Below are 16,697 nucleotides of genomic sequence, written 5' to 3' on the forward strand. Positions count from 1 at the left end.
GGCTGCTTCACGCGGGACGGACCGGGCCCGCCGCCCCCGAGCCGGCCGCGCAGGCGGCACCGGCGGGCGGCGCCGACGTGGAACGCGAAGCGCTGCTGTGCCGGCTGTTCGCCGAGGTGCTGGGCGTCGAGTCGGTCTCCGTCCACGACAGCTTCTTCGAGCGCGGCGGAGACTCCATCAGCTCCATCCAGCTGGCCCACCGCGCCCGCAAGGAGGGCATCGCCCTCAGCCTGCGGGAGATCTTCGAGCACCGCACGGTCGCCCGGCTCGCCGCGCTGGCCCCGACGGCCGGCGCGGCCCAGGCCGCGCCGGAGCAGGGCCCGGACGACGGTGTCGGCCCGGTGCCGCTCACCCCGATCATGCACTGGCAGGAGAGCCGGGGCGGCCCGGTCGACGCGTTCAACCAGACCATGACCGTGCCCGTGTTGGCGGGCCTCGACGAGGCGCACGTACGGGCCGCCGTGCAGGCCCTGCTCGACCACCACGACGCGCTGCGCCTCAGGCTCGGCCGGACCCCGGACGGCCACTGGAGCCTGGAGGTCGCCGAGCGGGGCGCGGTCCGCGCCGAGGCCTGCGTCCACCGGCACGTCCCCGCCGGCGAGGACGCCGAGGACGCCGAGGACGACGAGGCGGCGCAGGTCCGGGCCGCCACGGCGCGGCTGGCACCGGCCGAGGGCCGCATGGTGCAGGCCGTCTGGTTCGACGCCGGCCCGGCCGCCGAGGGCCGGCTCGCCCTCGTCGTGCACCACCTCGCCGTCGACGGCGTGTCCTGGCGCATCCTGCTGCCGGACCTCCGGGCGGCACTCGACGCCGCACGCACCGGCACCTCCGTCCGCCTCGAAACGGTGGGCACCTCCTTCCGGCGCTGGGCGCGGGAGCTGCGGCAGGAGGCGCTGAGCGAGCGTCGTACCGCCGAGCTCGACCTGTGGCGCGCCGTGCTGGACACCGAGGACCCGCTGCTCGCCGACCGGCGCACCGACCCCGCCCGCGACACCCTGGGCGTGGCCCGCCGGCTCACGGCGGCCCTGCCCGCCCCTGCCACCGAGGCGCTGCTCGGCCCGGTGCCCGCCCTGTTCCACGCAGGTCCCGAGGCGGCCATGCTCACCGCGCTGGCGCTGGCGGTCGCCCGCTGGCGGCGGGAGCGGGGCCGTGGTGACGGCAGCGCCGTCCTCGTCGGTCTGGAGGGACACGGCCGTGAGGAGATCGTGCCGGGCGCCGACCTGTCCCGCACGGTCGGCTGGTTCACCAGCCTCTACCCGGTCGCCGTCGACCCCGGCGCACACGACACCGACGAACTGTTCCGCGGGGGACCCGCCCTCGGCGCGGCGTTCAAGACGGTCAAGGAGCAGCTGCGGGCCATCCCCGACAAGGGCATCGGCTACGGCCTGCTGCGCCACCTCAACCCCGACACCGCCCCCGAACTGGCCGGCCGCCCCGAGCCGCAGATCGGCTTCAACTACCTCGGCCGCATGGGCACCGCCGACCCCGCCGAACAGGCCGCAGCCGACACCGTGCGCGTGCGCGACCTCGCCGGCGCCGGCGACGCCGGAATGCCGCTCGGCCACACCCTCGAGCTCAACGCCGCCACCGTCGACCACCCCGAGGGCCCCCGGCTGACCGCCTCCTGGACCTGGTCCGGCGAGCTGCTGACCGAGGACGAGGTCCGGGAGATCGCCCGGCTGTGGTTCGCGGCGCTCGAGGCCCTCGGCGCACACGCCGCCCAGCCCGGAGCGGGCGGCCTCACCCCGTCCGACCTGACCCTGGTCACCGTCACCCAGGACGAGATCGACCGGCTGTCCGCCGCGCCCGGCGGCCTCGCCGACGTCCTGCCGCTGTCGCCGCTCCAGCGCGGACTGCACTTCCACGGCCTCTACGACGACACGGTCTCCGACGTCTACACCATCCAGTCGGCGCTCGCCCTGGACGGACCGGTGGACACCGCCGTGCTGCGGCACTCGGCCGAGGTCCTGCTGCGCCGCCACGACAACCTCCGGGCCTGCTTCGTCACCGGTGCCTCGGGAGAACCCCTCCAGGTCGTCCCGGCCGAGGCCGAACTGCCCTGGGCGGAGGCCGACCTGAGCCACCTGTCCGGCGCCGCCCAGGACGAGGAGCTGGCGCGGGTGCTCTCCGGCGACCGCGGACGCCGCTTCGACCTCGGCAGCCCGCCCCTGCTGCGCTGCACCCTGGTCCGGCTCGGCGAACAGCGGCACACGTTCGTCCTGACCGTCCATCACATCGCGCTGGACGGCTGGTCCCTGCCGCTGCTGGTGAGCGAGCTGTTCGAGCTGTACGGACGCGGTGGGGACCCCGCCGGGCTGCCCCGGCCGGTGCCGTACAAGGACTACCTCGCCTGGCTCGCCGCCCAGGACCGCACGGCCTCCGAGGACGCCTGGCGCTCCGCCCTGGCCGGCCTCGACGAGCCGACCCTGCTCGCGGCCGAGGCCCAGGACCGCGACCCCGTCGCCCCCGAGCGGCTGCAGACGGAGCTGCCCGAGTCCTTCGCGGCGGACCTCGTGGCCCGCGCCCGCGAGCACGGGCTGACGGTCAACACCCTGGTGCAGGGCGCGTGGAGCATGGTGCTCGGCGCGCTCACCGGCCGCGAGGACGTCGTGTTCGGCGCCACCGTCTCCGGCCGCCCGCCGGAGCTGCCCGGCGTGGAGAAGATGATCGGCCTGTTCATCAACACGTTGCCGGTGCGGGTCGCCGCACGGCGCGACGACACGCTGCTCACCCTGCTGCGGCGGGTCCAGACCCAGCAGGCGGGCCTGCTCGCCCACCAGCACCTGGGGCTCGCCGAGGTGCAGCGGCTCGCCGGCCTCGGCGAACTCTTCGACACCGTGCTCGTCTTCGAGAACTACCCGGTCGACTTCGAGGCCCTGGAGACCTCCGCGCAGGAACTCGGCGTGGTCGACGCCCAGGTGCACGACGCCATGCACTACCCGCTGGCGCTGGGCGTCGCCCTGCGCGGCACCCGGATGAGCATGACGTGGCAGTACCGGCCCGACCTGTTCGCCCACGCCGACGTCGAGGCCGTCGCGGACCGCGTGCTGCGGCTGCTCCGGGCCTTCGTCGCCGACCCCGCCCGCCCGCTCGCCGGCCTGGAGCTGGTCTCCCCGGCCGAACGCGCCGTGATGACCGCCCCGGGAACGCCGGGGGGTACCCCGGCGCACCCCGCCACGTTCCCCGAGCTGTTCGCCGCCCGGGTCGCCGCCCACCCCGACGCCCTCGCCGTGGACGCCCCCGGCCTCCGGCTCGGATACGCGGAACTGGACGAGCGCGCCAACCGTCTGGCGCGGCTGCTCGTGGCGCAGGGCGCCGGCCCGGAGCAGACCGTGGCGCTGGTCCTCGGCCGCTCCGTGGAGTCCGTGGTCGCCCAGCTCGCCGTGCTCAAGTCCGGCGCCGCCTACCTGCCCGTCGACCCCGAATACCCGGCCGACCGCATTGCGTTCATGTTCCGCGACGCCGGGCCCGGCGCGGTCCTGACCACGGCGGCCCACCGTGCCGCCGTGCCCGAAGGTGCCGTCCCGCACATCACCGTCCTCGACGACGCGGACGTCGCCGCACGGCTGGACGGCCTGCCCGGCACCGCCGTCACCGACGCCGACCGCGTGGCACCGCTGCGCGTGGACCACCCGGCGTACGTCATCTACACCTCCGGCTCCACCGGCGTGCCCAAGGGCGTGGTCGTCACCCACCGCGGGCTCGCCGACTTCGCCGCCGCCGAGCACGAGCGGTTCGACGTCACCCCGGACAGCCGGGTCCTGCAGTACGCCTCGCCGAGCTTCGACGCCTCGGTGATGGAGCTGTGCATGACCCTGCTCGCCGGTGCCGCCCTCGTGGTGCCCGAGCCGGGCCCGCTGGCCGGCGACCCGCTGGCCGGCATCCTGGCCGACCGCGGGGTGACCCACCTGCAGATCCAGCCGGCCGTCCTCGCCACCCTCTCGCCGGACGCCGTACCCGGACTGCGCAGCCTCGCCGTCGGCGGCGACACCGTGCCCACCGACCTCGTGGACCGGTGGAGCCGCGGCCGGCGCTTCGTCGTGGCCTACGGACCCACCGAGGCGACCGTGGCCACCACCCTGTCCGAGCCGCTCGCCCCCGGCCACGGCACACCGCCCATCGGCCGGCCGGTGCCCGGCAGCCGCGCCTACGTGCTGGACGCCTCGCTGCGGCTGGTACCGCCGGGCACCGCCGGTGAGCTGTACCTGTCCGGAGGAGCGCTGGCCCGCGGCTATCTGCGCCGGGCCGCGCTCACCGCCGAGCGGTTCGTCGCCGACCCGTTCGGCCCGCCCGGCGCGCGCATGTACCGGACCGGGGACATGGTGCGCCGCCGTGCCGACGGTACGCTCGACTTCGTCGGCCGCGACGACCAGCAGGTCAAGATCCGCGGCGTACGCATCGAACTCGGCGAGATCCAGACGGTCCTGGCCCGCCACCCCGACGTCGACCGGGCCGTGGTCGTCGTCCACGAGACGCAGCCCGCGGTCAAGCGCCTGATCGCCTACGTCGTCGGCGCGGACGGCCGGACGCCCGACCCGCAGGCGCTGACCGAGCACGTCGCCGCCGCGCTCCCGGCGCACATGGTGCCCGCCCTGTGCGTCCCGCTCGACGCGCTGCCGCTGACCGTCAACGGCAAGCTCGACCGCAAGGCCCTGCCCGAACCGGAGGCCGCCGCTCCCGCCGCACTCACCCGCGAACCGCTCAACGACACCGAGGCGACGCTGTGCAGGCTGTTCGCGGAGGTCCTCGGGGTCGAACGGATCGACGTGGCGGAGAGCTTCTTCGCCGCCGGCGGTGACAGCATCAGCTCGATCCAGCTGGTCAGCCGCGCCCGCAGCGCCGGGCTCGCCTTCAGCCCGCGCGACGTGTTCGTCCACCGCACCCCGCAGGCCCTCGCGGAACTGCTGCTGGGCCGCGAGGAGGAACCCGCGGCGGAACCCGCCGAGCCCTCCGACGGGGTCGGTGACGTGCCGCTCACCCCGATCATCCACTGGATCCGGGAACGCGGCGGCTCCATCGACCGCTTCAACCAGACCATGTCCATGCCCGTCCCGCAGGGCACGAAGGCCGCCACCCTCACCGCCGCCCTGCAGGCCGTGCTCGACCATCACGACGCGCTGCGCATGACCCTGTCCCGGCTCGGCGCCGACTTCGGGTGGTCCCTCGAGATCGCCCCGCCCGGCACCGTACGCGCCGAGGACTGCGTCCACCGGGTCGACGCCGCGGCCCTGCTCGCCGCCGGCCTCGACGAGGACGAACTCGACGCCCGCGCCGTCGCGGAGACCACCGCGGCCCAGGCGCGGCTCGATCCCGAGGCCGGCGCGATGGTGCGCTGCGTCTGGTTCGACGCGGGCACCGACGCCCCCGGCACCCTCACCCTCGTGGTCCACCACCTGGCCGTCGACGGCGTGTCCTGGCGCATCCTGCTGCCCGACCTGGAGGCCGCCCTGGAGGCGGTGGCGGCCGGCCGCGACGTCACCCTCGAGCCCGTCGGGACCTCCTTGCGCAGCTGGGCCCGGCGCCTGACCGAACTGGCCGCGCAGCCGGAGCGGATGAGCGAACTGGCTCTGTGGCGGAACGTCCTGGACGGCCCCGACCCGATGCTGACACCCCGCCCGCTGGACCCGGCGCGGGACACCTTCGGCACCGCCGCACGGCTGACCCTCCGCCTGCCCGCCGAGTACACCCGGCCGCTCCTCGGCCCCGTCCCGGCACGCTTCCACGCCGGCATCAACGACGTGCTGCTGACGGCGCTCGCCGTCGCCGTCGCCGACTGGCGGCAGCGCACCGGGCGGGGCACCGGCACCGACGTCCTGATCGACCTGGAGGGCCACGGCCGCGAGGAGATCACCGACGGAGTGGACCTGTCCCGCACCGTCGGCTGGTTCACCAGCCTGCACCCCCTGCGCCTCGACGCGGGCCCGCTCCCCGACGAGGAACTGTGGTCGGGCGGACCGGCGGCGGGCACGGCCCTGAAGCGGATCAAGGAGCAGCTGCGCGCCCTGCCCGACAACGGCATGGGCTACGGCCTGCTGCGCCACCTCAACCCGCAGACCACCCAGGTCCTCGCCCGCTACCCGCAGCCCCAGATCGGGTTCAACTACCTCGGCCGCCTCGGCACCGCCGGGGAACCCGACAGCACCGAGGCCGAGGTCGACCGCGACCTGTCCGGCGTCGCCGAGGCCGCCATGGCCCTGCCGCACGCCCTCGACCTCACCGCCACCGCCGTCACCCACCCCGACGGCCCCCGCCTGACCGCCACCTGGATCTGGGCCGGGGAGCTGTTCTCCGACGACGACGTGCGCGACCTCGCCGAGAGCTGGTTCAGGGCGCTGCGCGCCCTGGTCGACCATGCCGAAGCGGCCACCGGCACGGGCGGCCTGAGCCCCTCCGACCTGAGCCTGGTCACCGTCGACCAGGACGAGATCGACCGCCTGGAAGCGGCCACCGACGGCCTGACCGACGTCCTGCCGCTCTCCCCGCTCCAGGAGGGTCTGCTCTTCCACGGGCTCTACGACGAGCGCGGCGCCGACATCTACACCACGCTGTTCGCCTTCGACCTGCGCGGCCCCCTGGACCCCGCCCGCCTGCGCGACGCCGCCGGCGCGTTGCTGCGCCGGCACGACAACCTGCGCGCGGCCTTCCGCCCCGGCGCCACCGGTCAGTCCCTGCAGGTCATCCCGCGCGACGTCGAGGTGCCCTGGCGGGAGGTGGACCTCAGTGCCCACGACCCCGGCACGCGCGAGAGGGAACTCGAACGGATCACCGCCGAGGCGCCCGCCGAGCGGTTCGACCCGCGCACCCCGCCGCTGCTGCGCTTCACCCTGGTCCGCACCGGTCCCGAGACCCACCGGCTGCTGCTGGCCAGCCACCACATCCTGTTCGACGGCTGGTCGGGCCCCGTCCTGACCGGTGACCTCTTCGAGCTCTACCGCAACGGCGGGGACGTCACGGCGCTGCCGCCCGTGACCCCGTACAAGGAGTACCTCGCCTGGCTCGCCGGACAGGACCGGGCCGCCGCCGAGGAGGCCTGGCGCAGCGCCCTGGCCGGCGTGGACGAGCCCACCCTGGTCGCGCCCGCCGACCCGGCCCGCGAACCGCTGCGCCCCCGCATCCGCGAACTGACCCTGTCGCAGCGGGCGACCGCCGGCCTCACCACCGCGGCCCGCCGCCACGGCGTCACCAAGAACACGGTCGTCCAGGCCGCCTGGGGCCTGCTGCTGGCCGGGCTCACCGGCCGCGACGACGTCCTGTTCGGCGAGACCGTCAACGGCCGCCCCGCCGAACTGCCCGGCGTCGAGACCATGGTGGGCCTGTTCATCAACACCCTGCCGGTGCGGGTGCGCGTCGAGCGCGGCGACTCGCTGCTCGACGTGGTCACCCGGCTGCAGGAGCAGCAGTACGGGCTGCTGCCGCACAAGTACCTCGGCCTGACCGACATCCAGCGGATCACCGGCACCCAGGCACTGTTCGACACCTCCACCGAGTTCAGCAACTACCCCGTCGACAAGGAGAACCTGGAGGAGACCGCGGAGGACCTCGGCATCGTCGACGCCAGCATCCAGGACGGCACCCACTATCCGCTCGCGCTCGGCACCTCGGACAACGGCACGGCCCTCACCCTGCGGATCGACTACCGGCCCGACCTGTTCGACGACGGCACCGCCCGCGCCCTCGGCGAGCGGCTGCGCGGCCTGCTGGAGGCGTTCGCCGACGACCCCGGCCGGAGCGTCGACTCCCTGGCGACCCTGACCGCGGCCGAGCGCCACACCCTGCTCGTGGAGTGGAACGACACCGCGACCGACGTGCCCGGACAGGCCGTGCCCGAACTGCTGCGGGCCCGGGCGAAGCGCACTCCCGACGCCCCGGCCGTCGTCTTCGGCGACGTGACGCTCAGCCACCGGGAGCTGGACGAACGCTCCGACCGGCTCGCCGGCCGGCTGGCCGGCCTCGGTGTCGGCCCGGAGACCCCGGTCGCCGTGCTGATGGAGCGCTCCGCCGACCTGCCCGTGGCCCTGCTCGCCGTCCTCAAGGCGGGCGGCGCGTACGTGCCGCTGCGCGAACGCGATCCGCTCGCCCGGCAGCAGCAGGTCGTCACCGCCACCGGCGCCCCCGTCGTGGTCACCGACGCCGCCCTCGCGGACCGGGCGGCCCGCCTCGGCGTCACCGTGGCCGGCGCGCACGAGGACGCACCGGGCACCGCCCCGCGGCGCACCGTCCTGCCGGAGCAGCTGGCGTACGTGATGCACACCTCCGGCTCGACCGGCGTGCCCAAGGGCGTGGCGATCACCCACCGGGACATCGTCGAACTGGCCGTGGACCGGCGCTGGCAGGGCGGCGCGCACCAGCGGGTGCTGCTGCACTCGCCGACGGCGTTCGACGCGTCCACCTACGAACTGTGGGTACCGCTGCTGAACGGCGGCACGGTCGTCGTCGCCCCGCCCGCGGACCTCGACGTGGCCGGCCTCGGACGACTCCTCACCGCCCACGACGTCACCGCCCTGTGGCTCACCGCCGGACTGTTCCGCCTGGTCGCCGAGGAGGCACCGCACAGCCTGGCGGGCGTGCGCGAGGTGTGGACCGGCGGCGACGCCGTACCGGCCGCCGCCGTGCGCAGGGTGCGCGAGGCCTGCCCGGACACCGTCGTCGTGGACGGCTACGGCCCCACCGAGTCCACCACGTTCGCGCTGTCCCACGCGCTGGCCGCCGACGCCCCGGTGCCCGCCCGGATACCCATCGGACGGCCGCTGGACAACATGCGCGCCTACGTTTTGGACGGCGCGCTGCGCCCGGTCCCCGTCGGAGTCGTCGGCGAGTTGTACATCGGCGGTGCGGGGCTCGCCCGCGGCTACACCGGCCGGCCGGGCACCACCGCGGAGCGGTTCGTGGCCGACCCGTTCGGTCCGGCCGGCTCCCGGCTGTACCGCACCGGAGACCTGGCCCGCTGGACGGGCGAGGGCGTCGTGGAGTTCGCGGGCCGCGTCGACGAGCAGGTCAAGCTGCGCGGCTTCCGCATCGAACTCGGCGAGATCGAGGACCGCCTCGGCCGCCACCCGGCCGTCGCCCAGGCCGCCGTCGTCGTCCGCGAGGACCGGCCCGGGGACAAGCGCCTGGCCGGGTACGTCGTCGCGGCGGCCCCCGTGGAGCCGGGGGAACTGAAGGAGTACCTCGCCGCGGAACTCCCGGACTACATGGTGCCGTCGTCGCTGCGGCTGCTGGACGCTCTGCCGCTGACCGCCAACGGCAAGCTGGACCGCAGGGCCCTGCCCGCCCCGGAGCTCGGCGGCTGGGCGGAGCGCCGCGCCCCGCGCGACGAACGGGAGCAGACGCTGTGCGCCCTGTTCGCCGACGTCCTCGGGGTGCCCGAGGTCGGCATCGACGACAGCTTCTTCGACCTCGGCGGACACTCCCTGCTGGCCACCCGGCTGGTCAACCGGATCCGCGGCGCGCTGGGCGCCGAGGCGCCGGTACGGGCCGTGTTCGAGGCGCCGACCGTCGCCGCGCTCGCCACCCGGCTCGGTGCGGCCGAGACCGCCCGGCTGCGCCTCGCCCCGGCCGAACGGCCGGCCCGGGTGCCGCTCTCCCACCAGCAGCGCAGGCTGTGGTTCATCGACTCGGTGGAGGAAACGGCCGGTTCCTACAACATCCAGCTGGCCGTCCGGCTGCTCGGCGACCTGGACGCGCCAGCCCTCCAGGCGGCCCTGAGCGACGTGGTGGAGCGCCACGAGACGCTGCGCACCGTCTTCCCCGCCGAGGGCGGCACGCCCCACCAGCGGGTGCTCGACGCCGGCGAGGCCGCCCCCGCCCTGGAGACCCGCGCGGTCACCGAGGACGAACTGGGCGATGTACTGGCCGAGTCGGCCGCGTACGCCTTCGACCTGGCCGCCGGCCTGCCGCTGCGGGCCCGGTTGCTGCGCCTCGCCCCGCGCGAGCACGTGCTCGACCTGGTGCTCCAGCACATCGCGGCCGACGGCTCCTCCCTGGCACCGCTCGCCCGCGACCTCGGCACCGCGTACGCCGCCCGACGGGCGGGACACGCACCCGAGTTCGAACCGCTTCCCGTGCAGTACGCCGACTACGCGCTGTGGCAGCGCCGGGTCCTCGGCGACGAGAGCGACCCGGACAGCCCCTTCGGCCGGCAGCTGCGGCACTGGCGCACCGCGCTGGCCGGACTCCCCGAGGAACTGGAGCTCCCGGCGGCCCGGCCCCGCCCGGCGGACGCGGCCGGCCACGGCGGCCGTGTGCCGCTGGTACTGCCCGACGAGGTGGCCGAGGGCGTGCACCGGCTGGCGTCGGAGAGCGGCGCGAGCCTGTTCATGGTGCTGCACGCCGCCGTCGCGGCCCTGCTCCACCGGCTCGGCGCCGGCACCGACATCCCGGTCGGCACCGTCGTGGCGGGCCGCGGCGACGAGGCCCTCGACGACCTGGTCGGCTTCTTCGTCAACACCCTGGTGCTGCGCACCGACCTGAGCGGTGCCCCCGGCTTCCGGGAACTGGTGGACCGGGTACGCGCGGCCGACCTCGCCGCGTTCAGCAACCAGGACGTGCCCTTCGAGCGGCTGGTCGAGGAGCTCAACCCGCCGCGGGTGCTCGGCCGCAACCCGCTGTTCCAGGTGGCGATCAGCCTGGAGAACAACGAGGAGGCCCGGCTGGACCTGCCCGGCCTCACCCTGGCACCGCAGCCGACCTCGGCGGACATCGCCAAGTTCGACCTGTCCTTCTCGTTCGGGGAAGTACCCCGCGACGGCGGCACCAGCGGTATCGGCGGCGAACTGGAGTACAACAGCGCGCTGTTCGACCGTGCCACCGCCGAGGCGTTCGCGGACCGCCTGACCCGGCTGCTCGCCGCGGTCGTCGCCGACCCCGCCGCCGGCATCGCCGACCTCGACCTGCTGGCGCCGCACGAGCGGTCCCTGCTGGCGGAAGCCAACGACACCGACCGGGAACTGCCGGGCGGGACGATCGTGTCGCTGTTCGAGGAGCGGGCGGCCGAGCGGCCCGGCGCACCGGCCGTCACCGGAGGCGGAACCACCCTCGACTACGCCGAACTGGACGCGCGGGCCGGACGGCTGGCCCGCCGGCTCGCCGCCGCGGGGGTCACCCCCGGCGACCGCGTCGCGATCCTTCAGGAACGCTCGGTCCATCTGCTGGTCGCCACGCTCGCCGTCCTCAAGGCGGGAGCCGCGTACGTCCCGCTCGACGTGCGCTACCCGGTGCCGCGCCTGGAGCACATCGTCGCGGAGACCGGCTGCGCCGTCCTGCTCACCGACGAGGCCATGTCCGGCGTGGAGTTCGAGCACACCGCTCGGGTGCTGCGGGCCGACCTGGAAGCCGACGGCGACGACGACGGTCCGGCCGGTCCGCTGCCGGGCGGGCCGGTCCACCCCGACCAGCTGGCCTACATCATGTACACCTCCGGATCGACCGGCCGGCCGAAAGGCATCGGGATCACCCACGCCAACGTGGTCGCGCTGGCCGCCGACACCCGCTGGCGCAGCGGCCACGAACGGGTCCTGATGCACTCGCCGCACGCCTTCGACGCCTCGACGTACGAGATCTGGGCCACCCTCCTGCGCGGCGGGCAGCTCGTCGTGGCGCCGCCCGGGCAGCTGGACGCGGCCGGGCTGCGCCGGCTCGCCGGGGAGGAGCGGCTGACCGCGGCCTTCATGACCACGGCGCTGTTCAACCTGCTCGCCGAGGAGGACCCGGCCTGCTTCGCCCCGCTCAGCGAGATCTGGACCGGCGGCGAGCAGGTCTCCCCGGCCGCCTTCCAGCGGGTCCTGGACGCCTGCCCCGACACCACGGTGGTGCACGTCTACGGCCCGACGGAGACCACCGTGTACGCCACCTGCCTGCCGCTGCGCGCCCCGTACCGCACCGGCCGCGGCATCCCCGTCGGGCGGCCGATGGACAACATGCGGGCCCATGTCCTGGACGACCGGCTGCGGCCCGTCCCGGTCGGCGTCGCGGGTGAGCTGTACCTGTCCGGGGCGGGCACGGCGCGCGGTTACGTGGGCCGCCCGGGGCTGACCGCGGAGCGCTTCGTCGCCGACCCCTCCGGGCCGGCCGGCGGGCGGATGTACCGCACCGGCGACGTGGTGCGCTGGGACGCCGAGGGACGGATCGAGTTCGTCGGGCGCGCCGACCACCAGGTGAAGATCCGGGGTCTGCGCATCGAGCTCGGCGAGATCGAGGCCGTCCTGCAGGACCAGCCGCAGGTGTCCCGCAGCCTGGTGACGGTCCGCGAGGACCGGCCCGGCAGCAAGCAGCTGGTGGCGTACGTCGTGCCGGTGCCCGGCGCGGACACCGCGGGCCTGCGCGAGCAGATGGCGTGGCGCCTGCCGGACTACATGGTTCCGGCCGCGTTCGTGGCCCTGCCCGAACTGCCGCTGAACACCAACGGCAAGGTCGACCGCACGGCGCTGCCCGCCCCGGACTTCGGTCCGTCCGGCGGCAGCCGCGGGCCGCGCAACCCGCGCGAGGAGCTGGTGTGCCGGCTGTGGGCGGAGCTGCTGAAGCTGGACCGGGTGGGCATCGACGACAACTTCTTCGAACTCGGCGGCGACAGCATCATCTCGCTCCAGCTCACCAGCCGGATCCGGTCCGTCCTCGGTGCGGACCTCTCCAACCGGGCCCTCTTCCAGGCCCCGACGGTGGCGTCCCTGCTGGAGCTGATGGGGGCCGGCAGCCGTCCGGACGACTCCTTCGAGGTGGTCCTCACCCTGCGCGACGGGGGAGAGGCGGCGCCGCTGTTCTGCCTGCACCCGGTGGGCGGGGTCAGCTGGATGTACTCCGGTCTGCTGAGGTACGTGGACGGCGCGCACCCCGTGTACGGCATCCAGGCCCGCGGACTCGCCCGGGACGAGCCGCTGCCGCGCTCGGTGCCGGAGATGGCGGACGACTACGTGGCGCGCATCCGCGAGGTCCAGCCGTCCGGCCCCTACCACCTCCTCGGCTGGTCGATGGGCGCGGTCCTCGCCCACGAGGTCGCCGTCCGGCTCCAGCAGCAGGGACAGGAGGTGGCCCTGCTCGCCAACCTCGACCAGGTGCCGATGAGTGCCGAGGACCTCGACGGCGAGTACACCGAGGCCGACGAGCAGAAGGTCCTGCTGGCCCTGCTGGACTTCGTCGGCCGCGACCCGGGGATGTTCGGGGACGGTCCGCTGCGGCACGAGGAGGTGATGGCGGTGCTCCGCGAGGAGGGCAGTGCCCTCGCCACGTTCGACGAGGAGCACATCATGCGGATCGGCGCGGTGAACAACAACAACTGGCACCTGACGATCGGCTTCGAACCCGGCGTCTTCGACGGCGACGTCCTGCTGTTCGTGGCCACCCGGGACGAGGACCACCCGGAGGACAAGACCGCACGCTCGGTGGCCCGCCTCAGCCGCTTCGTCACCGGTGCGGTGGAGGTCCGCGAGGTCGACTGCGAGCACCGGCAGCTGCTCCAGGCCGGACCCGTCGCCGAGATCGGCCGTGCCCTGAACGACCGGCTCGGCGGGCGCTGACCACCCCGCACCACCGGGCCCGGCTCCGTACCAGCGCCACGGCAGCCGGGCCCGCGCGCTGCCCGTGCCGCTCCGTGCGGATCTGCCGATCGGCAGATGTGGCGGCGGACCACCGCGAGCCATGCTGAACGTGCAACGACCGAAGGAGAGGCAGGCGCCATGACACGGGTGGAGAACGCGCCCTTACGACGAGCGGCTCGCACCGGGCACCGGGCGCACGGCCGGCCCGCCCTGATCGGCTGGGCGGCCGTCGCCGCGCTGACGGCCTACGGCCTCGCTCATGTCCACTGGGCCCTGGGCGGGTCGGGCTTCCCGTTCGGCGCCGACGACGCGAACCCGGAGTACTCGGCCTTCGAACACGTCGGCCGGGACCTGCTCGCGCCCTGGATGGCGACGGGGTTCATGCTCAGCGCCGCGGTGGCCGTGCTGCTCGCGCTGCCCGGCCGGCGCCGGGTCCCGACCCCGGTGCTGCTCGGTGCGACGGGGCTGTCCGTCGCCGCGGTGCTCGGGGTGATCGCGGACTTCCGGATCCTCGGCAACCTGGCCTACGTGTTCATGCTGAGGTTCAGTGCCATCAACTGGACCGTCATCAACCAGGTGTTCGCGGTCGTCGCCGTCGGACTCATGACGATGTCGGCGGTCACCTACCAGCGGCGCACCACCGGGGCCTGTACCGCCTGCGGGCGCACGGACTCGCGGGCCGACTGGACCTCGAGGGAGTCCGCCGCACGCTGGGGGAGGAGGGCCGCCTACACCGCCGTCGCCGTGCCGCTGGTGTACGCCAGCACACGCTGGGCCTGGGCGCTGGGCTATCCGCTCGGCATCTCCGACAAGATGTGGGAGGAGGGCAAGGAGGACAAGCTCTGGCTGTTCGGTGCCGCCCTCGCCACGATGGGCGCGCTCGGTTCGCTGCTCACCCTGGGGCTGGTGCAGCGCTGGGGCGAGGTGTTCCCCCGCTGGATTCCCGGACTGCGGGGCAGGCGGGTGCCGTTGGCCCTGGCGATCGTGCCCGCCTCACTCGTCGCCGTCATGGTCACCACCGCCGGGATCATGTACATCCGCCTGCACTTCCAGGGGGCCTTCGAGGACCCGGCGGCGAACTGGGGCGCCACCGTGCCCGAGACCATCTGGCCGGTGTGGGGCGCGGCCCTCGCGGCGGCCACGCTCGCCTACTACTTCCGGCGGCGCGGGGCGTGCAAGCACTGCGGCCGGGGCGGCCCGCAGGGCGTGGCGGCGGAGCCGGCGCAGGACCTCGATTCGAATTCGTCGATGCGTGCTTGAGCGGCTGTCCGGCGCCGGATTCAATGAACCGGCACCGCGAGACAGAAGTCGGCAATACAGCACACGGCAATACAGCACACGGCAAGACACGGACAGCACGACAGGAAATACCTTCCGAACCCGCTGATTCACAGACCGGCGGCTTCGGGCCCGCCTTCCCCCGCCGGGCCCGGAGCCGCCTTTTTCGTGTCCTCGCGCCGGCCGGGATTCCCGCCGAGATCTGCTGAACGGCAGATGCGCCGACCGGATCGCGGGCCGCAGTCTTGTTTTCACGACGACAGGAACCGCACCCTGCGGGGAGCGGTGGGAGAAGGACGACCGTCATGGCAGACACAGCCGTTGAAGAGCCGGACAGCCTGCGGGCAGCGATGAATTCCGAGGACCCCGCGCCCCACCGCCGCTGGTGGCACCGGTGGCCGGACTGGTCGGGCCGCCTGGTCGTGGTGTGGTCCGTCCTGTACGGCCTCGCGGGCCTGTACTGGGCCCTGGGCGGGGACGGGTACCCCTTCACCAAGACCGTCGAGGACCGTTCCTCCTCGTCGATCCTGGAGCCGAGCAGCGCTGCGGTCGTCGCCCCCGTGATGGCGGTGTTCGGTGCCGTGGGGGCGGTCGCCGGGACGCTGATGGTCCGCGGACGGGGCACCGGCCGCACCCGCCGTGCGCTGCTCGCGTTCGGCTGGACGGCCGGCGGCCTGCTGACCTTCCTGATCCCCGACTACTCGCTGCTCGGACTGCTGGTGTTCTCGCCGGTGCTGCTGGTGTTCGTCTTCACCGGGGTCCCGGGGCCGCAGGACCTCGGCGACATCCTGTACTGGCACCGCATCCACCTGATCATCGTCTTCGTCGGCGGGCTGCTCTGGATCGCCACCACGCTGGCCTACCAGCGGCGAACGGGCGGCAGTTGCGTGCGCTGCGGGCGCGGCGAACGGGCGGCGGCGTCCTGGACCGACCCGGCGGCGACACTGCGCTGGTCCCGCTGGGCGGTGTGGATCGCCGTCATCTCCACCCTCCCGTACGACATCACCCGGATCGCCTGGTACTTCGGCTGGCCGCTCGGCATCACCGACGACTTCCTGAAGGACATGCAGGAGACCCCGAACATGCTGGAGATGGGCCTGGCTCTGGGAGTCGTCTCCACACTCGGCAGTCTGCTGATGCACGGTCTGATCGCGCGGTGGGGCGAGGTGTGGCCTCGCTGGGTGTGGTTCAAGCGCGGCCGGCCGGTCCATCCCGCGACCGCGGTCGTGCCCGCGTCCGTCGTGGCCGTGGTGCTCGTCCCGGCCGGTCTGATGGCGATCCGGGACTTCGACCCGCACATGTGGGGAACGCTGGGGCCGTCCGTCTTCTGGGCGGTGTGGGGCGTCGCGCTGGGCGTGGCGACCTTCGGCTATCAACTGCGCCGCCGCGGCGGCTGCGCGCACTGCGGCCGTGGCTGATTCCCGTCGCGATCGCGGAGATTCGCCAGGTGTCCGGAAATGAATTCGTTGATCTGCGACGGAGCGGCGATGTCCGCCACTTGTTCCATTGATTTCCGTACGCCGAACCGACGGCATGACAGACGAGAGACACGGAGGAACGGGAATGAAGAGGATCACTCGCGCGATGGGCGCCGCAGTGGCCGGGCTCGCGCTGGTCGGCGCCGTGCACGGCACCGCCCGGGCCGCCGGCCCGGAAGCGGCCGCGTCCGTGCCCGGCTGCGTGGTGGCCAAGCCCATCCACCTGGTGACGGTCACCGTGCGGATCACCAACAACTGCTCCACCACCCAGCAGGTGAACGTCCAGTACAGCAAGGGCGGGGTGCGGTTCGTGCCGGACGAGTGCCACACCGTCGCACCGGGCCGGACGGTCAGCACCGGCGAGCCCTCCTGGGTCGCGGACCGCTACGTGGGGCTCATCCCCTGCTGAGCC

Annotated in this window: 4 protein-coding genes (1 of these 4 cut by a window edge); all 4 read left to right on the forward strand. The window is 74.2% G+C overall.

Annotation, left to right across the window (positions count from 1 at the left end):
• Window positions 1-13,508, forward strand: the 3' portion of a protein-coding gene (locus ACZ7G3_RS25585; protein WP_470928383.1) for an amino acid adenylation domain-containing protein. It extends 1,354 nt beyond the left edge of the window; the window shows 13,508 of its 14,862 coding nt (coding positions 1,355-14,862); its start codon lies off the left edge, out of view; the stop codon is at window positions 13,506-13,508.
• 159 nt (window positions 13,509-13,667) lie between these two features.
• Window positions 13,668-14,789, forward strand: coding sequence for a hypothetical protein (locus tag ACZ7G3_RS25590; protein ID WP_470928384.1), 1,122 nt, complete (start codon window positions 13,668-13,670; stop codon window positions 14,787-14,789).
• A 323-nt stretch (window positions 14,790-15,112) separates the two neighbouring features.
• Window positions 15,113-16,225: an NYN domain-containing protein gene (locus ACZ7G3_RS25595; RefSeq protein ID WP_470928385.1), complete on the forward strand. Its 1,113-nt coding sequence runs from the start codon at window positions 15,113-15,115 to the stop codon at window positions 16,223-16,225.
• A gap of 145 nt (window positions 16,226-16,370) precedes the next feature.
• Window positions 16,371-16,694 carry a hypothetical protein gene (locus ACZ7G3_RS25600; RefSeq protein WP_470928386.1) on the forward strand — a complete coding sequence of 108 codons (324 nt, stop codon included), beginning with the start codon at window positions 16,371-16,373 and terminating at the stop codon, window positions 16,692-16,694.
• Window positions 16,695-16,697: the final 3 nt, after the last annotated feature.

This window comes from Streptomyces sp. NPDC037271 (genome assembly GCF_055603605.1).